Origin of the sequence: Duganella sp. LjRoot269, assembly GCF_964254095.1 — a bacterium.
In the GTDB taxonomy this organism is placed as follows: domain Bacteria; phylum Pseudomonadota; class Gammaproteobacteria; order Burkholderiales; family Burkholderiaceae_D; genus Rugamonas; species Rugamonas hordei.
In genome coordinates, this window is the sequence record NZ_CAXUSL020000001.1 from 5,948,744 (window position 1) to 5,970,463 (window position 21,720).

General features: G+C 68.4%; 19 protein-coding genes. 6 read left to right on the top strand and 13 right to left on the bottom strand.

Features of this window, described 5'->3' with window-relative positions:
* Positions 1-4 precede the first annotated feature (4 nt).
* Positions 5-973, bottom strand: a complete 969-nt coding sequence (locus ACSQ3S_RS26645; protein ID WP_176654230.1) for a PP2C family protein-serine/threonine phosphatase — start codon at positions 971-973, stop codon at positions 5-7.
* 29 nt (positions 974-1,002) lie between these two features.
* Positions 1,003-2,028, bottom strand: a complete 1,026-nt coding sequence (locus tag ACSQ3S_RS26650; RefSeq protein WP_436144282.1) for a serine/threonine protein kinase — start codon at positions 2,026-2,028, stop codon at positions 1,003-1,005.
* 87 nt (positions 2,029-2,115) lie between these two features.
* On the opposite strand from ACSQ3S_RS26650, the gene ACSQ3S_RS26655 reads away from it, so the two are divergent.
* Together ACSQ3S_RS26655 and ACSQ3S_RS26660 are read left to right on the top strand one after the other, a co-directional pair.
* Entirely contained in the window at positions 2,116-3,006 is an 891-nt protein-coding gene (locus ACSQ3S_RS26655) for a YicC/YloC family endoribonuclease (RefSeq protein ID WP_176654487.1), read from the top strand.
* Positions 3,007-3,253: 247 nt separating this feature from the next.
* The gene (locus ACSQ3S_RS26660; protein ID WP_436145081.1) at positions 3,254-4,642 is read left to right on the top strand and encodes an NCS2 family permease; all 1,389 of its coding nucleotides are present in this window, start codon (positions 3,254-3,256) and stop codon (positions 4,640-4,642) included.
* Positions 4,643-4,652: 10 nt separating this feature from the next.
* Here ACSQ3S_RS26660 and ACSQ3S_RS26665 read toward each other — a convergent pair whose 3' ends face one another.
* The 10 genes from ACSQ3S_RS26665 to ACSQ3S_RS26710 are packed head-to-tail and all read right to left on the bottom strand — an operon-like array spanning position 4,653 to position 16,555.
* Positions 4,653-5,015: a response regulator gene (locus tag ACSQ3S_RS26665; protein WP_413449341.1), complete on the bottom strand. Its 363-nt coding sequence runs from the start codon at positions 5,013-5,015 to the stop codon at positions 4,653-4,655.
* Positions 5,016-5,020: 5 nt separating this feature from the next.
* Positions 5,021-6,472, bottom strand: coding sequence for an ATP-binding response regulator (locus ACSQ3S_RS26670; protein ID WP_436144283.1), 1,452 nt, complete (start codon positions 6,470-6,472; stop codon positions 5,021-5,023).
* Complete coding sequence (cheB, locus tag ACSQ3S_RS26675; RefSeq protein WP_436144284.1) at positions 6,469-7,545, bottom strand: chemotaxis-specific protein-glutamate methyltransferase CheB; 1,077 nt, start codon at positions 7,543-7,545, stop codon at positions 6,469-6,471. The genes ACSQ3S_RS26670 and cheB overlap by 4 nt, the downstream gene beginning before the upstream one ends.
* A complete protein-coding gene (locus tag ACSQ3S_RS26680) occupies positions 7,542-9,845 on the bottom strand; it encodes a hybrid sensor histidine kinase/response regulator (protein ID WP_436144285.1) in 2,304 nt (767 codons plus the stop codon). The genes cheB and ACSQ3S_RS26680 overlap by 4 nt, the downstream gene beginning before the upstream one ends.
* 15 nt (positions 9,846-9,860) lie before the next feature.
* Positions 9,861-11,633 carry a methyl-accepting chemotaxis protein gene (locus ACSQ3S_RS26685; RefSeq protein WP_176654223.1) on the bottom strand — a complete coding sequence of 591 codons (1,773 nt, stop codon included), beginning with the start codon at positions 11,631-11,633 and terminating at the stop codon, positions 9,861-9,863.
* Positions 11,634-12,191, bottom strand: coding sequence for a YfiR family protein (locus ACSQ3S_RS26690; protein WP_436144286.1), 558 nt, complete (start codon positions 12,189-12,191; stop codon positions 11,634-11,636).
* Positions 12,179-14,128, bottom strand: a complete 1,950-nt coding sequence (locus ACSQ3S_RS26695; RefSeq protein ID WP_436144287.1) for a TonB-dependent receptor plug domain-containing protein — start codon at positions 14,126-14,128, stop codon at positions 12,179-12,181. The genes ACSQ3S_RS26690 and ACSQ3S_RS26695 overlap by 13 nt, the downstream gene beginning before the upstream one ends.
* A 15-nt stretch (positions 14,129-14,143) precedes the next feature.
* Positions 14,144-14,758 (bottom strand): chemotaxis protein CheW, encoded by a 615-nt coding sequence (locus ACSQ3S_RS26700; protein WP_436144288.1) that lies wholly within the window; start codon positions 14,756-14,758, stop codon positions 14,144-14,146.
* A gap of 2 nt (positions 14,759-14,760) precedes the next feature.
* Positions 14,761-16,119 (bottom strand): CheR family methyltransferase, encoded by a 1,359-nt coding sequence (locus ACSQ3S_RS26705; protein ID WP_436144289.1) that lies wholly within the window; start codon positions 16,117-16,119, stop codon positions 14,761-14,763.
* Complete coding sequence (locus ACSQ3S_RS26710; RefSeq protein WP_436144290.1) at positions 16,109-16,555, bottom strand: chemotaxis protein CheW; 447 nt, start codon at positions 16,553-16,555, stop codon at positions 16,109-16,111. Before ACSQ3S_RS26710 ends, ACSQ3S_RS26705 begins: the two co-directional genes overlap by 11 nt.
* A gap of 184 nt (positions 16,556-16,739) precedes the next feature.
* Between ACSQ3S_RS26710 and ACSQ3S_RS26715 the strand changes: the two genes are divergently transcribed.
* From ACSQ3S_RS26715 to ACSQ3S_RS26730, 4 genes are all read left to right on the top strand, one after another.
* A complete protein-coding gene (locus ACSQ3S_RS26715) occupies positions 16,740-17,492 on the top strand; it encodes a DUF72 domain-containing protein (protein ID WP_436144291.1) in 753 nt (250 codons plus the stop codon).
* 80 nt (positions 17,493-17,572) lie between these two features.
* Positions 17,573-18,211, top strand: coding sequence for a guanylate kinase (gene gmk, locus ACSQ3S_RS26720; protein WP_176654216.1), 639 nt, complete (start codon positions 17,573-17,575; stop codon positions 18,209-18,211).
* 24 nt (positions 18,212-18,235) lie between these two features.
* Entirely contained in the window at positions 18,236-18,439 is a 204-nt protein-coding gene (gene rpoZ / locus ACSQ3S_RS26725) for a DNA-directed RNA polymerase subunit omega (RefSeq protein ID WP_008451304.1), read from the top strand.
* An 82-nt stretch (positions 18,440-18,521) separates the two neighbouring features.
* The gene (locus ACSQ3S_RS26730) at positions 18,522-20,858 is read left to right on the top strand and encodes a RelA/SpoT family protein (RefSeq protein ID WP_176654215.1); all 2,337 of its coding nucleotides are present in this window, start codon (positions 18,522-18,524) and stop codon (positions 20,856-20,858) included.
* A 7-nt stretch (positions 20,859-20,865) separates the two neighbouring features.
* Here ACSQ3S_RS26730 and ACSQ3S_RS26735 read toward each other — a convergent pair whose 3' ends face one another.
* Positions 20,866-21,717 carry a hypothetical protein gene (locus ACSQ3S_RS26735; RefSeq protein WP_436144292.1) on the bottom strand — a complete coding sequence of 284 codons (852 nt, stop codon included), beginning with the start codon at positions 21,715-21,717 and terminating at the stop codon, positions 20,866-20,868.
* Positions 21,718-21,720 lie beyond the last annotated feature (3 nt).

Here is a 21,720-nt window from a genome sequence, read left to right on the forward strand (position 1 = left end):
TTCCTTATTTAAGTATTTGGGAGGATTTTTCGATCGCACCGCGGATCTCCGCGATGGCCTTCTCGATTTCATCTTCATCGAAGGCGTCGACTTCCGGTTCCGCACCGGCCTGCCCGGGCACCGGCGCGCTGTGGATGGTGGTGCTGTGCAGGTCCTGCGGCAACGCCTCGGTCGAGATCACGGTCGACAGCTCGGCCGCCGCCATCGTGCTGGCGCCCATGCCGTCGATGATGGAGCTGCCCTGCCACATGATCGCCAGCGCGGTGACGTTGTCGCTGCCGCTGCCGGCCGCGGACAGCGCCGCCTGCAGCAGGTCCGGCACGGCGCGCACCACGGTTTGCGTCTGCATGCGGCGCACCATGTCGTCGTCCGGCAGCATAGACCACAAGCCGTCGGAGCACAACAGCATCAGGTCGCCCGGCAGCATGCCGCCGGCGCTGGCCGTTTCCACCTTGGGCAGGCTGTCGGCGCCCAGGCAGTTGTAGAGTTTATTGCGGTCCGGATGGGTGGCCCGCTCGGACGGCAGCGCCAGCCCCTTGGCGATCAGGCTTTCGATGTGCGAGTGGTCGCGCGTGCGCGCCAGGATCTCGCCGTTGCGCATCCAGTACAGCCGCGAGTCGCCGCAGTGCGCCCAGGTCGCCGTGTTGTGCTGGATCAGGCAGGCGACGATGGTGGTGCGCGGCGTCTCCGGCAGGTTGTGCAGGATGCGGTACTGGTGGATCTCCTGATGCGCCGCCAGGAAGGCTTCCTCGAGGAAGCGCTGCGGCTTCTTCACGTACGGCGTGGCCTGCTGCTGGAACAGCGACGAGATGGTCTGCAGCGCGACGGTGGCGGCGATTTCGCCGCGCAGGTGGCCGCCCATGCCGTCGGCCAGCACCAGCAGCAGCGCGTCGCGGGTAAAGCTGTAGCCCATGCGGTCCTGGTTGACCTTGCGGCCGCCGATGTGGCTTTCCTGATACACGGAGAATTGCATGGTTCAACCTTCTTGTTTTTTAAACCGCGTTAAAGCAGCGTGTCCGGGCCGGCCTTGGCCTTGGACTTCGGTTTGGCGGCGCCGCCCAGGCGGCCGACCAGGCCGCGCAGGCCCTCCCCCAGCTTGTCCATCATGCCCTGCGGCGCCACAGGCGCCGGCGCGGCCGCCACGGCCACCGGCGCCTGCAGCACCTTCTGCAGCGCGAACAGGCTTTGCGGGCGTTCCAGCGGGTCGATTTCCAGGCACCAGCGTACCAGCTTGACCAGTTCCGGCGTGTATTGCCCCTCCAGCTTCTGGAAATGGCCAGCCATCTTGTCCTCGGTCTTGCGCTGGTCGGCCGGCTGCGGCGGCGAGCCGACCATGCAGGCGAACATCGAGGCGCCGAGGCTGTACACGTCCGACCACGGCCCCAGGCCGCCGGTCTTGGCGTACAGCTCGGGCGGCGCGAAGCCGGGAGTGTACATCGGCGTCAGCGTGGGCATGTCGTTGTTGACGGTCTGGCGCGCCGCGCCGAAGTCCAGCAGCATCGGCGTGCCGTCGGTGCGCAGGTAGATGTTGGCCGGCTTCAGGTCCAGGTGCAGCAGCTTGTTGGCGTGCACCTCGCGCAAGCCCTTGATCGCCTGCAGGAAGATGGTGCGGATGAAGGCCTCGCCCACCTTGCTGCCCTTGGCGCGCTGGCGCTGGATGTGCTCCTGCAGCGAATGGCCCGACTCGTAGGCCATCACCATGTACACCGTCTCGTGGGCGCGGAAGAAGTTGAGCACGCTGACCACGTTCGGGTGGGCGATGCGGGCCAGCGCCCGGCCCTCCTCGAAAAAGCACTTGAGGCCGATGCGGAACACGGGCAGGTTGGCCTTGGACACGGTCGGCACCAGTTCCCCCTCCTGGCGCAGGGCCAAAGAACTGGGTAAATACTCCTTGATCGCCACCGCCACCCCGTCGGCGTCATACGCCAGGTAAACAATACTGAACCCACCGGACGCAATTTTCTTTACAATGCGATATCCAGCAATTTCCAGACCATCTGGTAACGGGGCGTTGTTTTGTGCAGCCATAGATTCCTCGCCTCAACAACCGGATTGTGTGGATAAATCACTGTTTTGTAAAGATTAAATCGGGGATATCCATTGAGCATTTCCAGTATGACGGGCTACGCGGTCGCCACCAGTGAAAGTGCGGCGGGAACACTGACTATCGAAATCAAGAGCGTTAACTCTCGGTTTTTAGACCTTCAGTTTCGAATAAACGACGATTTGCGAGCGCTTGAACCCGATTTGCGCTCCGCGGTCATGGCGGCGATCACCCGCGGCAAGGTCGAGCTGCGCCTCAGCTTTGGCCGCAAGGCGGCCACCGCCGGCACCCAGGCGCTGAACCTGCCGTTGTTGACGGAATTACAACGATTGCAAGCCGAAGTCGGCACCCACTTCCCCGGCGTGCAGACGATGTCGGTGGCCGAGCTGCTGCGCTGGCCGGGCGTCATCGAGGAAGCCCAGATCGGCCAGGAATCGCTGCAGGCCGACGTGGCCGCGCTGACCGCCAGGACGGTCGAGGCCTTCGTCCTCAGCCGCCAGCGCGAAGGCGCGGCGCTGGAAGCGATGCTGACCTCGCGCATCGAGGCGATGGAAGTGATCGTCAAGCGCATCACGCCGCTGATCCCGCAGGTGGTGGCGGCGTTCCAGCAGAAAGCCGTCGAACGCATGCAGGACGCGCTGGGCCTGGCCTGCCAGGGCTCCAATTCGGCGCTGTCGCGCCAGGACGCGCTCGAGCGCATCCGCCAGGAAGTGATCCTGTACGGCATCCGCATCGACGTGGCCGAGGAACTGGGCCGGCTGTCGGCGCACCTGACCGAGACCCGCCACATCCTGAAAAAAGGCGGCCAGGTCGGCAAACGGCTGGACTTCATGATGCAGGAACTCAACCGCGAAGCCAACACGCTGGGCGCCAAGGCCTCGGTCAAGGAACTGGCCGACGCCTCGATGGAGCTGAAGCTGCTGATCGAGCAGATGCGCGAGCAGGTGCAGAACCTGGAATAAACCTGTCCGTATGCCGCCACAGCGCGCCACGCCGCGCGATGTGGCGGCCCTCCGCTTTGCCGCCCGCCTCATAGGGGATTCCCCGCCCTGGATAAACGCAATACGTTTTCAGTTATGGTAGGTATCGATTAACTCCCGTGCATCGCAGACAAGCTTTACCCTAAGCTCTCCTGGCAATACCCATAACGAGACACTGCCCGGCACGGCCGCCACGGCCGGCCAGGCGGACAACAACAGGAGCAGCACCATCATGTCCCAGCCCCAGCCACAACTCCGCCCCGTACCGGCGGAGCCAGTCACCGTCGTCCCTCCGGGCAAAATCGACCAGTATTTCCAGATCTCCGAACGCGGCAGCACGCAGCGGCGCGAGATCGTGGCCGGCATCACCACCTTCCTCGCCATGGTGTATTCCGTGTTCGTCGTGCCCGGCATGCTGGGCCAGGCCGGCTTCGACGTCAGCGCCGTGTTCGTCGCCGTCTGCCTGACCGCCGCCGTCGGCTCGCTGCTGATGGGCCTGTGGGCCCGGCTGCCGATCGCGGTCGGCTGCGCCATCTCGCTGACCGCCTTCACCGCCTTCGGCCTGGTGCTGGGCAAGGGCCTGTCGCCGGCCATCGCGCTGGGCGCGGTGTTCCTGATGGGCCTGGTGTTCACGGCGATCTCGGTCACCGGCGTGCGCTCGTGGATCCTGCAGAACCTGCCGTCGGGCGTGGCGCATGGCACCGGCGTGGGCATCGGCCTGTTCCTGCTGATGATCGCCTCCAGCGACGTCGGCCTGGTGGTCAAGAACGCCGGCGCCGGCCTGCCGGTGGCGCTGGGCCATGTGACCGCCTTCCCGGTCGTCATGAGCATGCTGGGCCTGGCCGCCATCTTCGGCCTCGAGCAGCGCAAGGTGCCCGGCGGCATCCTGCTGGTGGTCATCGCCATCTCCGCCCTCGGCCTGGCCTTCGACCCGGCCGTGCACTTCACCGGCTTCTTCGCCATGCCCAAGCTGAGCGCCCCCGGCCACGCCTCGCTGATCGGCGCGATGGACATCCGCGGCGCGCTGAGCATGACCGTGCTGCCGAGCGTGCTGGCCTTGGTGATGACCGCCGTGTTCGACGCCACCGGCACCATCCGCGCGGTCGCCGGCCAGGCCGGCCAGGTCGACGCCAGGGGTTATATCCACAACGGCGGCAAGGCGCTGACGGCCGACTCGCTCAGCTCCATCTTCTCCGCGCTGGTGGGCGGCGCGCCCGCCGCCGCCTACATCGAATCGACCGTCGGCACCGCCGCCGGCGCCCGCACCGGCCTGACCGCGGTGGTGGTCGGCGTGCTGTTCCTCGGCCTGATCTTCTTCTCGCCGCTGGCCGGCCTGGTGCCGTCGTACGCGACCGCGCCGGCGCTGATGTATGTCGGCCTGCTGATGCTGGGCAGCGTCGCCCACATGAAGATGGACGACAAGATCGATGCCCTGTCCGGCCTGGTCTGCGCCGTGTTCATCCTGCTCACCTGCAATATCGTCACCGGCATCATGCTCGGCTTCTGCACCTTGGTGGTCGGCCGCCTGGTGGCCGGCGAATGGCGCAAGCTCAACGTCGGCACGGTATCGATCGCCGCCGCGCTGGCCTTGTTCTACGCCGGGGGCTGGGCGATCTGATCCGGCCGCCTCAGGCCAGCGCGCGCGCGACCTCGGCGGCGAACTGCTCGACGCCGATCGGCTTGCTGATATAGCCGTCGCAGCCGGCCGCGCGGATGCGTTCCGCGTCGCCGGCCATGGCGAAGCTGGTGAAGGCCAGCACCTTGATCGCGCTGGTCCGGCTGTCCGCCTTCAGCACGGCGGTCGCCTCCAGCCCGTCCATGCCGGGCAGTTGCACGTCCATCAGGATCAGCGCCGGCAGCTCGCTGCGCGCCAGGCTGAGCGCGCCGTCGGCGTCCGTGGCCTGCAGCACCTCGTGGCCCTCGCGCTCCAGCAGGAAGGCCGCCAGCAGCATATTGGACGGGTTGTCTTCGACGATGAGGATTTTGGCCATCTCGTTCACCCAGCCGTTCCGCACGGCAGCCAGAACATGAATTCCGAACCCGCTCCCGGCGTGCTGCGCACCGCCAGCGCGCCGCCGTGCAGCTCGACGAGCTGCCGCACCAGCACCAGCCCCAGCCCCGTACCCTCGTACTTGCGCGACAGCCGGCTGTCGAGCTGGACGAACTGGCGGAACAGCCGCGGCAGATCGTCGGCCGCGATGCCGATGCCGCTGTCGCCGACGACGATCTCCATGTAGACGGCGTCGGGCCGCAGCGCGGCGCCGCCGTCGACCAGCGCCATGGCGGCCGGCCGCTCCGGCCCCACCCGCGTCGCGCTCAGCGTCACGCGGCCGCCGTCGGGCGTGAACTTGACGGCGTTCGACAGCAGGTTGAAGATCACCTGGGTCAGCTTGCGGCGGTCGGCCGGCAGCGGCGTATCGTCGCTGGCCTCGAGCACCAGCGCGATGCCGTGCTGCTGCGCGCGTTCGCGCACCACCATCAGGCTGTCGCCCAGCAGCGTGGCCACGCCGACCGGCTCCAGGTTCAGTGTCATCATGCCGGCCTCGATCTTCGACAGGTCGAGCACGTCGTTGATCACCGCCAGCAAATGCTTGCCGCTGGCCAGGATGTTGCCGGCGAACTCTTCCTGCTGCGGCGTCAGCTTGCCCGCCATGCCGCTGCGCAGCACCTCGGAAAAACCGTTGATCGCGTTCAGCGGCGTGCGCAGCTCGTGCGACATATTGGCCAGGAAGGCCGACTTCATGCGGTTGGCCTCGCCCAGCTCGTCGTTCTGGCGGGCGATCTCGCGGTTCGACGCCTCCAGCTTGGCGTTCTGGCGGGCGATCTCGCGGTTGGAGTTTTCCAGGTCGGCGGCATGGCGGCGCAGCTGCTTGTTCAAGTCGCTGACCTGCTGCTCGCGCGCCTGCAGCTCGCTGTTGACCAGCACCGCCTGCTCGTAGGTCGCCACCAGCAGGTCGAGGATTTGCTGGCGCTCCGAATTGATCAGGTGCTCGCGCCCGTTCAGGTACAGCACGATACCCTTGCCGGCGTCGCTGGCGTCGGCCTGCTGGCGCAGGCGCCGGTTGGCCAGCACCTGCTCGATGCGGCTCATCAGGTAGGCCGTCGCATACGGCTTGCGGATGAAGTTGTCGGCGCCGCACTCCAGGCCGCGCACGATGTCCTCCGGATCGAACAGCGAAGTGATCAGCACCACCGGGATCGCGCGCCATTCCGGCCGCGCCTTGACCTCGCGGCACAGCTGGTAGCCGTCCATTTCCGGCATCACGATGTCCGACAGCACCAGCGCCGGCTGGCTGTCGCCGATCGCCTCCAGCGCCCGTCGGCCGTTGCCGGCCAGGCGCACGCGGTAGCCGTGCTGCTCGAGCAGATGGCGCAGGTGTTCGGCCTGGGTTCGGCTGTCTTCGACGATCAGGATCTCGGCGTCCGATGGCGCTGGCATGGTGGTCATGGCGATGATGGCGCTCCCGCTTTCAACATGTTCAATAAGGTGGCGATGGCTTCCGGCGCCAGCACGTGCTGGGCCGCCCCCAGCTTGACGGCCTCGCCCGGCATGCCGTAGACGATGGAGCTGTCCCGGTCCTGGGCGATGGTCAGCGCGCCGGCGTCGCGCATGTCCTTGAGTTCCTGGGCGCCGTCGCGTCCCATGCCGGTCAGCAGCACGCCGGCCGCGTGCGATCCGTACTGCGCCGCCACCGAGCGGAACAGGCAGGACACGGCCGGCCGCACGCCATGCTCGGGCGGCACGCCGGTCAGCGCGATGCGGCCGTCGGCCTGCGCCGTCATGTGGGCGCCGTCCGGCGCCAGGTAGACCCGCCCGGCCTGCGCCAGCTCGCCGTGGACGGCGATGCGCACGTCGAAGTCGCAGCTGCGGCCCAGCCACTCGACCAGCCCGGCCACGAAACCGGCCGAAATATGCTGGACGATCAGCACCGGCGCGCCGAACGGCTGCTGCAGCCGCGCCAGGATGGTTTGCAGCACCAGCGGGCCGCCGGTCGACGCGCCGATCGCCAGCAGCCGCAGGTCGCGCCGCGGCGGCTGCGGCACAGGCGGCGGATGCAGCGGGTAGGCCGAAGCGGCGGCCCCGGTCTTTTTCCAGCGTTTGACCACGCCCACCTCGGCCATCACCTTGATGGTGCGCAGCAGTTCGTCGGTGCAGGCCGCGTGCTCCGGATGGCCGGGGCCGGGCGGCTTGGCCAGCACCGCCAGCGCGCCGGCCTCCAGCGCGTGGAAGCTGGCCGCCACCGCCTGCGTGGCCGGGCTGGCGCTGACCATGACGATGCGGGTCGGCACGCTCTCCATGATGGCCCGGGTGGCCGCGTAGCCGTCCATTCTCGGCAGGTGGATATCCATCGTGATGACGTCGGGCCGCAGCCGCTGCGCCGCCTCGATCGCCTGCTCGCCGTCGGCCACCACGCCGATTACCTGCAGCTGCGGATCGGAGTTGAGCAGATACACCAGCAGCTCGCGCGCCACCGGCGAATCGTCGACCACCAGCACCCGTATCATGGCGGCGGCGCTCATCGCAGCAACCTGCGCACGGTGTCGAGCAGGGTGCTCTGCTCCAGGCTTTGCTTGGCGATGTAGGCGCTGGCGCCGGCTTCCATGCCGCGCTCGCGGTGCTCGCGCGATTCCAAGGTCGTCACCAGCACCACCGGCAGCGCGGCCAGCTGGCGGTCGGCGCGTATCTTGGCGGTCAGGTCGAAGCCGTCCATGCGCGGCATCTCGACGTCCGACACCACCAGGTCGAAGGCGCCGCGACGCAGCGCGCCCAGGGCATCGACGCCGTCGACCGCCACCGCCACCTGGTAGCCGCCCACCTCCAGCATGTTCTTGAGCAGCGCGCGCGAGGTGATCGAATCCTCGACCACCAGCAGCGAACGGCGCGGCGCCGTCGCCGGCGCCTCCGGCATCGGCGCGGCGCCCGCCGCCAGCGCCGACTTCATCAGGTCGGCCACGTGCAGGATGGGCACCAGCTGGCCTGCCCCGAGCACCGTGGCGCCGGCGATGTTGACCACCCGCCGCAACTGCGGCCCCAGTCCCTTGACCAGCACTTCCTGCTCGCCCAGCACGGCGTCCACCGCCAGCGCGATGCGGCGGCTGCCGCTGGCCAGCAGCGCCACCGTCAGATAGCCGGAGGGCGGCATCGCCGGCGCCGACGGCGACGCCAGGCCCAGCGCGCGCGCCAGCGGCGCCAGCGCCAGCACCTCGTTCTCCAGCACGATGGTGGCCTGGCCGGCGGCGCTGCGCACCGACTCGGGCAGCACGCGGAAGACCCGCTCGACGTTACGCGAAGGCAGCACGAACTGGCGCCCGGCCGCCGCCACCAGCAGGCCGCGGAAGGTCGCCAGCGTGGCCGGCAGCACGATGCGGAAGCGCGCGCCGCCGCCGGGCGCATGTTCGGCCGTCACGCTGCCGCCCAGTTTTTCCGCCTTCTCGCGCACGATCGCCAGGCCCAGGCCGCGCCCCGACAGGTCGGTCAGCATGGCGCTGGTGGACACGCCGGACTCGAACACCAGCGCCAGCATCTGCGCCTCGCTCAGCGCCGCGCCGGCTTCGGCCGTCAGCACGCCTTCGCGGACGGCGCGCTCGCGCACCTGATGGGCGTCGATGCCGCGGCCGTCGTCGCTGACCAGCAGCTCGACCTTGTCGCCGTCGCGCGGCACCACGGCGATCACCAGCCGCGCGCGTTCCGGTTTGTTGCGGCGCAGCCGCTCGGCCGGCGGCTCGATGCCGTGGTCGATGGCGTTGCGGATCAGGTGCAGCAGCGGATCGCGCATCTGCTCGAGGATGCGGCGGTCGATCTCGACGGCGCCGCCGTCCATGCTCAGCCCGACCTGCTTGCCGCTGTCGTGGGCCAGGTCGCGCACCAGGCGCGGCGTCATTTCCAGCAGCGTGGAAAACGGCAGCATCAGCGTCTGCTTCATGTCGGCCAGCAGGTTGTCGACCATGCCGGCCAGCGCGCGCCGCTCCTGCCACGCGTTGCGCTCGATCTGCGCGCAGCGGTCGCTGAGCGTCTTGGCCAGCAGCGCGTCGCGTTCGACCGATTCCAGCAGGCGCTCGATGGCCGGCGCCTGCAGGCCGCCGGATCCCTGGCGGCGTTCGCCGGCGCGCACGGCGGCGCGCGCGCCGGCGACCGTGCGTTCCCAGCTCTTGCGCCAGGCGCCCAGTTCGGTGTGCAGCCCGTGCAGGTCGTCGGCCTGGTGTTCGGCGCTGTGCTTGAAGGCCAGCAGCTCTTCCGCCTGCAGCAGCAGCGCGGTGAGCTTGGCGGTGGATATGCGCACGGTCTGTTCGGCCGGCTCGGCGGGCGCGGCGGGCGGCGCGGCAGCGGACGGCGCGGCAAGCGCGGCGCCGACGGGCGCGGCGGATGGCGCGGCGGGCGCGGAATCGGCCGCGGAATCGGCCGCCAAACCGGCCGCGTAGAGTCCCCGCTGCGCCTGGTCCAGGGCATGCAGCAGGTCGGCCGGATCCTCGCCGCCGGCCTGGCCTTCGCCGTTCAGCAGCGCGCGCACCGCGTCGACGGTGCGGTACAGCAGGTCGAACAGCGGCGGCGACAGCGCGATCTCGCCGCGCTTGAGCGCGGCCAGCACGCTTTCCAGCGCCTGGCACACGGACTCGACGTCAACCAGGTTGACCGCGCGCGCCGCCCCCTTCAGGCTGTGCGCTTCGCGGAACAGCGTCTCCAGCAGGCCGGCCACGGGCGCGCCGGCCTGCGGCTTTTCCAGTTCCAGCAGCAGCGTCGACATGGCGCCCAGATGCTCGTCCGCCTCGAGGCGGAAGGTCGCCATCAGCCGCAGCAGGAACTGTTCGTCGTCGGTCGCCATGTGCCGTCCCCGCTCCTAGACCCGGTAGCGCCCGACCATGGCCTGCAGCTTCTGCCCCAGCGCGTGCAGGTCGTGCGCGGCCGACTCGGCCTGGCGGGTGCTGGCCATGTTCTGCGTGGTCGACACCCGGATGTTCTCCATCGCCAGCGCCAGTTGGTCCATGCCGGCCAGCTGCTGGTGCGCCGAGACGGCGATCTGGCTGGCCGCCACCGCGCTGTCGCCGATGCTCTCGGTCAGCTGGCGGATCGCCTCGCCGGCGTCGCGCGACTGGCGCACGCCCAGCTCGACCGCCCGCGCGCCCTGCTCGGTGGCCAGCACCGCGCTGCCGGTGGCCTTCTGGATGTCGCCGAGGATGGTGCGCACCTGGGCCGTGGCCTGCTTCGACTGCGCGGCCAGGCTCTTGACCTCCTGCGCCACCACCGCGAAGCCCTTGCCGTGCTCGCCCGCCTTGGCCGCTTCGATCGAGGCGTTCACGGCCAGCAGGTTCGATTGCTCGGACAGGTCATTGACGCTGGCGATCAATTCGCCGATCGCCTGGCTCTGCTCGGACAGCCGCATGATGCTCTCGGCGATCAGCTCCATCTGCGCGCGGATCTGCTGCATGCCGTCGATCGATTCCTCCACCGAGCGCTTGCCGGTCTGCGACACCTGGGCCGCCTTCTGCGCCGCCTCGGCCACGTTCTTGGCCTTCTGGCTGGCCATCAGCGCGGTCTGCTTGACCTCGTCGAGCGTGGTGGCGGTCTCGCTCATCACGGCGGCCGCCTCGCTGGCGCCGGTCGCCACCTGGGTGGTGCCGGCCAGGATCGCGCTCGACGACGCCGCCAGCACGTCGACGCCCTCGCCGATCTGGCGGTTCATCTCGCGCAGGTTGAACACCATCGCCGCGAAGGCATTGCCCAGCACGTCGCGCTCGGACGGCGCCGCCACCTCGCCGGTCAGGTCGCCGGTGGCGATGCGTTCGGCCACGGCGGCCTTCTCGCGCAGGTTGTCGACCATCGCCGCGAAAGCCTGGCCCAGCGCGTCGCGCTCGGACTGCGGCAACACCTGCTGATGCAGGTCGCCGGCGGCGATGCGCCGCGCGATCGCCACCTTGTCCTGCAGCGACAGCGCCATCTCGCGGAACTTGTCCTGCAGCTGGCCGATCTCGTCGGCGCGCGCCCGCGCGGCCGGCCGCACCACGATCTCGCCGGCCGCCACCAGCCGCGCCGCCTCGGCCAGGTCGCGGATCGGCGTGACGATCACCGCGTGCAGCCGCATCGCCAGCGGCAGCGAAATCAGCAGCGAGCCTATCATCACCAGCAGGATGATGCCGCCGTAGCGGGTCAGCCGCGACGCCATCGATTCGGTGCCCATGCGCAGGTAGACGCTGCCGAGCTGGCGTTTCTTTTCCTGGATGGGCCACGACGCCACCAGGTCGTCGCCGACGAAGTGCTGGCCCAGCGCCTCGGCGCGCGCCGGCAGCGGCTGCGCCGGCCGGTCCGTGCGCGCGTAGCTGGCGAACGGCGCGCCGTCGGCGGTGTACAGCGCGGCGGCGCTGATCTCAGGATTGGCCCGCAGCGCGTTGAGGTATTCCTGCGCCGACTTGGGGTCGCTGAACACCAGCGACGGCGCCACGCTGGAGGCCAGGATCTCGGCCTGCACCGCGCTCTCCTGCAGTTTTTGCGCGCGGTAGGTCAGGATGTCGTAGCTGACGATCACCACCCCCGCCATCAGCAGCGCGATGGCGCTGGCCAGCACGGTGATCAGCATCAGCTTGCGCCGGATCGGCGTATCGGTAAACCAGTGCATCTAGTGACCCTCCTTGCCCGGACGGGGTTTGACGCTGAGCGCCATGTTGAGCAGCTTGGAGCTGATCTGCAGGCCGTTGCGCGCGGCCGCCTCGTCGTCGACGGTGAAGCGCACCCGGTTATCCTTGATGACAAAGCTGATCACGCCGCCGCTGCGCGCCTCGCCCACCGTCAGCACGCCGCGCAGCGCCTCGGCGCCGCGCGGCGCCTCGGCCGCGCCGACATACGCCACGTGGCAGCCGGCCTCGCGCGTCAGGCTCTTCAGGCGCCGCAGCTGCAGCGGATGGCCGTCCACCTGTTCGCGGCCGACCGCGCTGTCGAGCGCGGCGCCGAACGGGTCGTCGCCCACCACGCACAGCACCAGCGGGCTGGCCGGCGCCGCGAACACGCCCGGCGGCCATTCGACGTACAGGCCGAACTTGGTCAGGTAGGCGCCCTTGACCGCGAATTCCAGCGTGTCGGCGTCGGCCGCGATGGCCAGCGGCCGCCAGGCCAGCGCCAGCAACAGAAGCAGCACAGGGCGCGCCAGCGCGCGCAGGGGGCGGGTCAGAATTTCCATATCAGCTGCAGCATGAGTGCGCGGTCGAACACGGCGCGCGGCGTGCCGCCGGTGACGTTGCCGAACTCGGCATGGCCGCGGTCGAGCAGGTTGCGCGCGTTCAGCGCCAGCTCCAGCCGCGGGCTGGGGCGCCAGCCCAGGCGCCCGTCCAGCGAGGTATAGGCCGGCACGTACGGGAACGGCAACGAGGCGACCCGCGTCAGCGACAGGTCCAGCTCCAGCTGCCGCGGCAGGTCCAGACTGGAGCGCAGCACATAGCGGTGCGGCGGATCGTTGCCGAACAGCGTGCCCGCGCCGCCGGTGGGCGCCGGCCGGGTGGCGCCGGGCTGCAGGCTGATTCGCTCGCGCTGCAGGGTCTGGCTGGCGCTCAGCCGCCAGCCCTGGTTGACCTGGTAGTTGCCCCAGATTTCCACGCCGGCCACGTTGCCCTCGGCCTGGTTGCCGATCGTCAGGGTGCCCGCCGCCTTGCCGTTCTCGGTGCTGCGCAGGTCGTCGTACTTGTTGTAGAAGGCGTTGACCGAATACGACAGGCTGGCGGTCGGCTGGGCGCGGTAGCCCAGCTCCAGCGCGGTCAGCCGCTCGGAGCGGAAATCGCTGCCGCCGCGGTAGGCTGCGCCGGGAATGCCGAACACATAAAAGTCGCGGTCCACGCGCGACGGCGTGCGCAGCGCGCGCGACACCGCCGCCCACAGCAGCGAGCGCGGCGTCGGCTTCCACGCCAGCCGTACGTTGGGCTGGTATTCGGTGCCGGTGTAGGCGTTGTGCTCGACCTTGGCGCCCAGGGTCAGCTTCCAGTCCTCGTCGAGGGTGATGGCGTCCTGCACGAACAGATTGGACAGGCGCGTCTCGACCTTTTCCGGCAGGAACACCAGTATCGCGCCGTTGGTCGCCGTGCTGCGCCAGACCCGCAGGCCGGCGCCCCACACCAGCTCGTGGCGCGCCGCCACCGGCAGCCGGTGCTGGGCCTCGATGTCGTAGGTGTTGTTGGACTCGCCGAACAGCACGGCGCCCGGCATCAGGTTGTACACGTGATCGTAATAGGCTTGCACCTGCAGCGCGCCGCCGTCGGCCAGCGTGCGGCTCCAGCGCGCCAGCAGGTTGCCGCCGGAGCGCCTGCGCTCGCCGCTGGCGATCTGGTCCAGCTCCCGGTCGTACAGGTCGCCCTGCAGCGTCACGCCGTCGTCTGCCGCGCCCCAGTCGGCGCGGAAGCCGGCCTGGCGCCCGGACCAGCCGTCCTTGGCGTCGGCGCCGGCCGTGGTACGGTTGCCGTCGCGGCGGAAACCCTTGGCGTACAACCGCATGCTGCCGTCCCCGCCAAGGCGCCAGCCCTGGCGCAGCGCGACGTCGCGCTCCTGGTTGCCGCCGCCCAGCGCCAGCAGCGTGCCCTGGGTGTCGGCGCTGGAGCGGGTCAGGATGTTGATCACGCCATTGACCGCGTTCGAGCCCCACAGCGTGCCGCCCGGGCCGCTGATCACCTCGATGCGCTCGATGTCCTCCATCATCACGTCCTGGACTTCCCAGAACACGCCGGCGTTCAGCGGGTTGTAGACCACCCGGCCGTCGATCAGCACCAGCAGCTTGTTGCCGTTGCCGGTGCTGCCGCCGCGCGCGGTGACCACATAGTTGTTGCCGTTGGTGCGCGCCACCTCGAGGTTGGGCGCCAGCCGCAGCGCCTCGGGCACGCTGGTGGCGCCGGAGCGCCGCACGTCCTCGGCGGTGATGATGTAGACGGCGGCGGCGGCGTCGCCCAGCGGCTCGGCCCGCTTGGACACCGAGGTGATCGGAATCTCCGCCAGCTCCTCGATGCTCATGCGCGACAGTTGCGGCAGCTGCTCGCCGCCGTCCGCGGCGGCCGCGCAGCACACCAGGCTCAACCAGCCCGCGCGCCAGCCCAGGCGCCTCGCGCCATGCCTTTCCGGTCTCGTCAGTCGCGCCATCGGCCCCTCCCTTTATCAGGCTGCATGCTGCTGCACCACCATCGCCGGATCGGCCAGCAGGCGGCCGGCGTCGAGCAGGATCAGGCGTTGCGCGGTGATCCCTTTCAGGAACTCGGCGCGGATGCCGCCCGCGGCGGTCGGCGGCCGCTGCAGCTCTGCCAGCACCAGCTTGTTCACGCCCAGGATCTGGTCAGCCAGCACGCCGAAGCGCATGGCGCCGTCGCGCAGCACGATGATCTGGTTCATATCCGTCAATCCCTGTTCCGGCAGGCCGAGGAAGCGCCGCAGGTCGACCAGCGACAGGATCCGTCCCCGCACATTGACGATCCCCAGCACGAACGCCGGCGTGCCGGGCAGCGGCGTCAATTCGCGCAGCACATGGACTTCGTGCACATGCGCCATCTCCACCGCGTAGCGTTCATGGGCCAGCATGAACTCCAGCACCTCGGCCATCGCCGCCGGCGCCACCTCGGCCGGCGGTTCCTGCGCCAGCCGCCTGGCCCGCTCCAGCAACAGCGCGCGCTGCCGCTCCGGCCCCGGCGCCGCGTCCTGCTCCGTCGCGACGGTGGCGGCCGCCGCCAGCCGCGCCCGCAGCGCGTCCCAGTCCGGTGCCTGGCGCCGGCCCGGCATCGTCAGTGCGTCCCCGCGCCGGCGCGCATCAGGTCGGCCAGCTCGCCGGCACGCAGGCCGCCGGCGTGCGCCAGCGGCTCGTCCGGCGCGCGGCCGTGCAGCAGCTCCAGCGCGTTGGCGAAATGGCGGGCCGCCTCGCGCTCGTCGCCGTTGCGCCGGCACAGCGTGCCCAGCGTGAAATGCGCCAGCACGAAGGTCTGGTCCAGGTACAGCGCGTCCCGCAGCGCGCCCATGGCGGCGGCCACGTCCCCCTGCTCCTCCAGGATCAGCGCCTGCAGGTAGCGCAGCCCGGGATCGCATTTGTCGCGGGCGATCGCGGCGGCGCAGCAGTCGCCGGCGGCGGCCAGCAGGCCACGATCGGCGCACTGCCGCGCGCGTTCGGCCAGGTCCGGCATGCGCGCGCGCGGGGGCGTTGAGACGGTGACGGCGGCCGGCGCCGGGGCAGCGGACAGCGGTGGCGGTGGCGGCGCCGCTGCCGGCTTGGGTCGCCGGTACAGCTGGGCGGCGCCAAAGCGCACCGGTTGCAGCGGCTTCAGCAGGCTGTGCCCGGTCTCGGCGACGCCGACCGCCAGCCAGCCGTCGCCGGCCAGCGCGTCGCGCAGCCGCAGCACGGTGCGCGCGGCACAGGCCGGCGCGAAATACATCAGCACGTTGCGGCACAGGATCAGGTCCATCGGCGGCGTACCGCTGTCCGGCCCGGGGAACGCGCCGGTCGCCAGGTTCAGGTAATCGAAGCGCACGCCCTGGCGCAGCACCGGCGCGAAGGTGCCCGCGTCGAAATAACACCGGCGTATCCAATCGGGCACGTTGCGGAACGACCAGTCGCGGTAGACGCCCTGCTCGGCCTTGCGCAGGAACTGCGGATTGATGTCGGTGCCGAGCAAGGTGACGCGCCAGTCGGCCAGGTCGGGGATCAGGCGGTGCAGCAGGATGGCCAGCGAATACAGTTCCTCGCCGGTGCAGCAGCCCGCGCTCCAGACGCGCAGCGTCTTGCCGGCGGCGCGGCGGGCGGCGATCAGCGGCGGCAGCACATCGCGCTCCAGCGTGTCGAACAGCTCAGGTTCGCGGAAGAAGTAGGTTTCGCCGATGGTCAGGTGGCGCGCCAGTTGCTCGACGCCGGCGCGCGTCGGCGCGGCGGTCATCAGGCGCTCCATGCAGACGGCGGCGCGCGAGGTGCCGGCGATGCCGGCGATGCCGCTGTCGCGCGCCAGCGCCTCGGCCGCGCGCAGCAGTTCGGGCCACAGCCCGCGCGGGAAATGCAGCCCCAGGTGCTCGGCGACATAGCCGCTGAAGCGCGCCAGCAGCGCATCGGCTACCGCTGCTGCTGCGGCGGTGGGTTCGGCATGACGGTCAATAAGCATCGGAGAGCGCCTTCTCGAGAGCCAATTCTTCGTCCAGCGACAGGAACCGGTCCAGGTCATGGATCAGTATCATGCCATCGTCCAGCTTTACCACGCCGCTCGCGAAATCGGCGGCGGGGACGGGAACAATCAGGCCGGCGCCGACGATGGCGTCGTCGGCACAATCGACGACACCGCCGACCGCGTCGGCAACAAAAGCGATGCGCCGGCGCGCCGTATGCGCCAGCACGATCTGGTCGGTCAGCGCGATCTCGCGCGCCGGCAAACCCAGCCGCTGACGCATGTCGATCACCGCCACCACTTGCCCCTGCACGTTGACGATGCCGCAAACAATCCCCGGCGCCGCCGGAAACGGCGTCACCGCCACCGCGCGCTCGACCCGCTCCACCGCTGCCAGCGGCAGGGCGTAGCGCCGTTCATCCAGTGTCCAAATCAACAGCTGTTGCACGATGGCTGACCCCGGCTATCTGCGGTGGATGAGTGAAGATTGTTTCACGTCAATTGTGATCCATATTGCCACAAATATCCTCGCGAAGTGTAACAAAGTTGCTTTTACCACGCATACGGAACAGCCCCCATCTGCGCTATCATCGGCGCATCGACTAGCGGAGGAATCCTGGATGGCTACATCGGGCACAGTGCGGGTGGGCATAGGCGGCTGGGACTTTGCGCCGTGGCGCGAGACTTTCTATCCGAAAGGCGTGCCGCAGAAGAAGGCGCTGGAATACGCCAGCCGCCAGGTCACCAGCATCGAGATCAACGGCACCTTCTACCGCACCGCCAAGCCCGAGCACTTCGCCTCCTGGGCCGCGCAGACGCCGGACGATTTCGTCTTCGCCGTCAAGGCCAGCCGCTTCGCCACCAACCGCAAGGTGCTGGGCGAGGCCGGCGAATCGATCGCCCGCTTCATCGACAGCGGGCTGACGGAACTGGGCCCCAAGCTCGGCCCCATCCTGTGGCAGCTGGCCGCCACCAAGCAGTTCGACGCCGACGACGTCGCCGCCTTCTTCAAGCTGCTGCCCGCCAAACTGGGCACGCGCAAGCTGCGCCACGTGCTCGACGCGCGCCACGACAGCTTCCTGTGCGACGAGTACTACAAGCTGGCGCGCAAGCACAAGATCGCCACCGTCATCACCGACTCGCCCAAGTACCCCAACGTGGGCGAGATCACCGGCGAGTTCGTGTACGCGCGCCTGATGAACGCGCAAAGCGAAGTGGAGACCGGCTACACCAAGCCGGCGCTGAAGCAGTGGGCCGCCACCGCGAAGCAGTGGCAGCAGCAGGCGAAATCCGGCGACGCCTACGTCTACTTCATCAACGGCGCCAAGGAACGCGCGCCCGCTGCGGCGCAGCATCTGATCTCATTGCTGTAGTGGAAAGCTGTCGTTGCTCTTGGTAAAATACGTCTTTGGGCGACGCACTACCCGCCTGCTGACGTTTTTGAAAGATAGACATGAGTTCAACCAACGCATTTGCGGGCAGCCTGTTCATGGTGGTCGCGCCGTCCGGCGCCGGCAAGTCCACGCTGGTCAACGCGCTGCTGGCGCAGGAACCGACCATCAAGCTGTCGATTTCCACCACCACGCGCGCGCCGCGTCCGGGCGAAACCCACGGCAAGGAATACTACTTCACGACGGCCGAGGACTTCGTCAAGCGCGCCGACGCCGGCGAGTTCCTGGAGTGGGCCGAAGTGCACGGCAATTACTACGGCACCTCGCGCATCATGGTCGAACAACAGATGAAGACCGGCACCGACATCCTGCTGGAAATCGACTGGCAGGGCGCGCGCCAGGTCAAGAAGCAGTTCCCGCAGGCGGCCGGCATCTTCATCCTGCCGCCGTCGATCGCCGCGCTCGAGGAACGGTTGAAAAAACGCGCCACCGACGAACCGCATGTGATCACGCGCCGGCTGCTGGCGGCCGGCGGCGAAATCGCCCACGCCCCCGAGTTCGAGTATGCTATCATCAACGAAGAATTTGCAGTCGCCCTGTCGGAACTGACGGCGATTGTCAGAGCGGCCCGTTGCCGGTTTGCGCAACAAGCGGCGCGCAACGCCTCGCTATTTGCCCAATTGGGTATCCACGCTGAATAAATACACAAGATTTTAGGAGTTAAGATGGCCCGCATTACTATTGAAGATTGTCTCAAAACCATTCCTAACCGTTTCCAGCTGACGCTGGCGGCGACCTACCGCGCCCGCCAACTGCTGCAGGGCCACACCCCGAAGGTCGAAGCCAAGGACAAGCCTACCGTCGTCGCGCTGCGTGAAATCGCCGCCGGCAAAGTCGGTCTGGAAATGTTGAAAAAGGTCCCAATGTAAGTTGGGCCCGGCGTTCCCGAACAATGTGAATGGTGTGGTTTAATAGTAGTACGACATTCTCAGCGAGACGGAACGCATACGTATGAATCTGATTCCTGCCGATCCGACATTGAGTGGCAAGCCCGCCAGGGCCAAACAGCCGGCCAAAGCGCCGGCTGCAGCCACGTCTGGAGCCAACGCAGGTGACAGCACGCTGTCGACCACCATCGCCTCCTCCTCTCCCGCGCCCGCGCCGCCGGTGATTTCCTCGTCGCCCTTGGCCACGCCCACGCTGACCGCCGGCGTGGCCTCGGTCACCCACCTGACCGAAAAGCTGGCCGAGTACATGAACGCGGCCGACCTGAAAAAGGTCAAGGAAGCCTACCGCTTCTCGGACGAGATGCACCTGGGCCAGGTGCGCAAATCGGGCGAGCCGTATATTTCGCACCCGATCGCCGTGGCCGAGATCTGCGCCGACTGGAAGCTCGACGCGCAGGCCATCATGGCCGCGCTGCTGCACGACGTCATGGAAGACCAGGACGTCAAGAAGGAAGAGCTGATCGAGCGCTTCGGCGCGCCGGTGGCCAACCTGGTCGACGGCCTGTCCAAGCTGGAGAAGATCGAATTCCAGAGCCAGATCGAGGCGCAGGCGGAAAACTTCCGCAAGATGCTGCTGGCGATGGCGTCCGACGTGCGCGTGATCCTGATCAAGCTGGCCGACCGCCTGCACAATATGCGCACGATGGAAGTGATGGCGCCGGCCAAGAAGGCGCGCATCTCCAGCGAGACGATGGAAGTGTACGTGCCGATCGCGCACCGCCTGGGCCTGAACAATATCTACCGCGAGCTGCAGGACCTGTCGTTCTCGCACCTGTATCCGCTGCGCTACCGCACCCTGGCCAAGGCGGTCAAGGCGGCGCGCGGCAACCGCCGCGAGGTGGTCAAGAAGATCCTCGAGTCGGTGACCAACACGCTGGCCATGGCCAACATCGAGGCCGAGGTGTATGGCCGCGAGAAGACGCTGTACGGCATCTACAAGAAGATGCGCAGCAAGCACCTGTCGTTCTCGCAGGTGCTCGACGTGTACGGCTTCCGCGTGGTGGTCGACAGCTTCCCCAACTGCTACGTGGCGCTGGGCACGCTGCACTCGCTGTACAAGCCGATGCCGGGCAAGTTCAAGGACTACATCGCGATCCGCAAGCTGAACGGCTACCAGTCGCTGCACACGACCCTGATCGGCCCCTACGGCACGCCGGTCGAGTTCCAGATCCGCACCCAGGAAATGCACCGCACCGCCGAATCGGGCGTGGCCGCGCACTGGCTGTACAAGAACGGCGACTCGAACCTGTCGGACCTGCAGCAGCGCACCCACGCCTGGCTGCAGTCGCTGCTCGACATCCAGCAGCAGACCGGCGACTCGGCCGAATTCCTCGAACACGTCAAGGTCGACCTGTTCCCCGATTCGGTGTACGTGTTCACGCCCAAGTCGAAGATCATCGCGCTGCCGCGCGGCGCCACGCCGATCGACTTCGCCTATTCGATCCACACCGGCATCGGCGACCATACGGTGTCGGTGACGATCAACAACGAGCCGGCCTCGCTGCGCACCGAGCTGCGCAACGGCGACATCGTCGAGATCGTGACCGACTCGAAATCGCGCCCCAGCCCGACGTGGCTGTCGTTCGTGCGCACCGGCAAGGCGCGCTCGGCGATCCGCCACCACCTACGCACCATCAACCTGCCGGAATCGATCACGCTGGGCCAGCAATTGCTGTCGCAGGCGCTGTCGTCGCTGGGCCTCAACCCGGAACTGGAAGAGCACCTGGTCGAGCGGCTGCTGAACGAATCGAGCGCCAAGTCGCTCGACGAGCTGTATGCCGACATCGGCATCGGCAAGCGCATGGCGGCGCTGGTGGCGCGCCACATCTTCGGCCTGCGCGGCGGCGAATCGGCCAGCGCGCCGGTCGACCACAACAGCGCGGCCGAGCTCGATCCGGTGACGATCTGCGGCAGCGAGGGCGTGTCGGTGCAGCTGGCGCCGTGCTGCCTGCCGATCCCGGGCGACTCCATCCTCGGCCAGCTGCGCCGCGACCAGGGCCTGCTGGTGCACACCAGCGACTGCACGCTGGCCAAGCGGCAGAAGATCAAGGAACCGGACCGCTGGATCGCGGTCAAGTGGGGAACCGAGCTCAACCGCCGTTTCGACAGCCGCATCAAGCTGCTGATCAACAACGAAAAAGGCATCCTGGCGCGCGTGGCGGCCGAGATCGGCGAATCGGACGCCAACATCACCTACGTCGGCATGGACGAGGACAAGGAACACGTGCTGCACCAGCTGCGCTTCACCATCCAGGTGAAGGACCGCGTGCACCTGGCCGGCCTGCTGCGCAACGTGCGCCGCGTGGCCGGCGTCAACCGCATCCTGCGCGAGCGCAGCTGACCCCGGATTATTTGTGCTCGAAGGGGTCGTACCAGTAGGCCTTGTTCGACAGCGGGGTTTGCGGCGTCAGCAACGGATTGTCCAGCTTGAACAGCCGGCGTTTGCGCAAGCCCACCTTGTCGATCAAGTCGTCATAGAAGTCGTGGAAGATCCGGTCGAAGCCGCCGTCGGCGCTCAGCAGCTGCAGGCCCTGCTCGAGCCGCTGCGCCAGCCGCTGCTCGCCCGGCGTCACAAAGAAGTAGCGCGGCAGCGGAAAATAAATCGCCAGGCTGCGCTCCAGCGCCAGCTCGGGAAAGGCCGGCGCGTACGCGGCCTGCTCGAACAACGCCTCCTCTATCCCGCGCGGGAAATGCTGGAAGCGGTTGACCGCCAGCATGCCGTGCAGGCCGGCCGTCGAGTTGCCTTGCACCACATCGAAGCCGGCGCCCAGGAACACCGCCGTCGAACTCCATTGCCGCCCCGCGCCCAGCGGCAGCCGCTTGAGCTGCTCCAGCGTGCTCAGCGCGCTGAACTGCGCCTGGCGGCGGCCGTCGATCAGCGAGATGCGGTAGCCGGACATGCCCTTGTCGATCGGGATGCGGATCGGGATCAGCTTGCGCTCCCACTCCGGCGACGTGATCTGCGCGCTCAGGTTGACCAGCTTGCCCTTGCTCATTTCCAGCAGCAGCCGGTCGCGCTCCATGCCCAGCGGCGAGGTGCGCAGCTCATACGGGCCATAGATCTCGCTCGACGCCTCCAGCGCCGCCTTCAACAGCTGCAGGGTGTAGTGATCGCGGCTGTCCGGCCGGCTGAAATTATGATCGATCACATAGGAGTCGAGCGCCAGCGCCCGCCCCGGCCAGCCCAGCAGCGCCAGCATCGC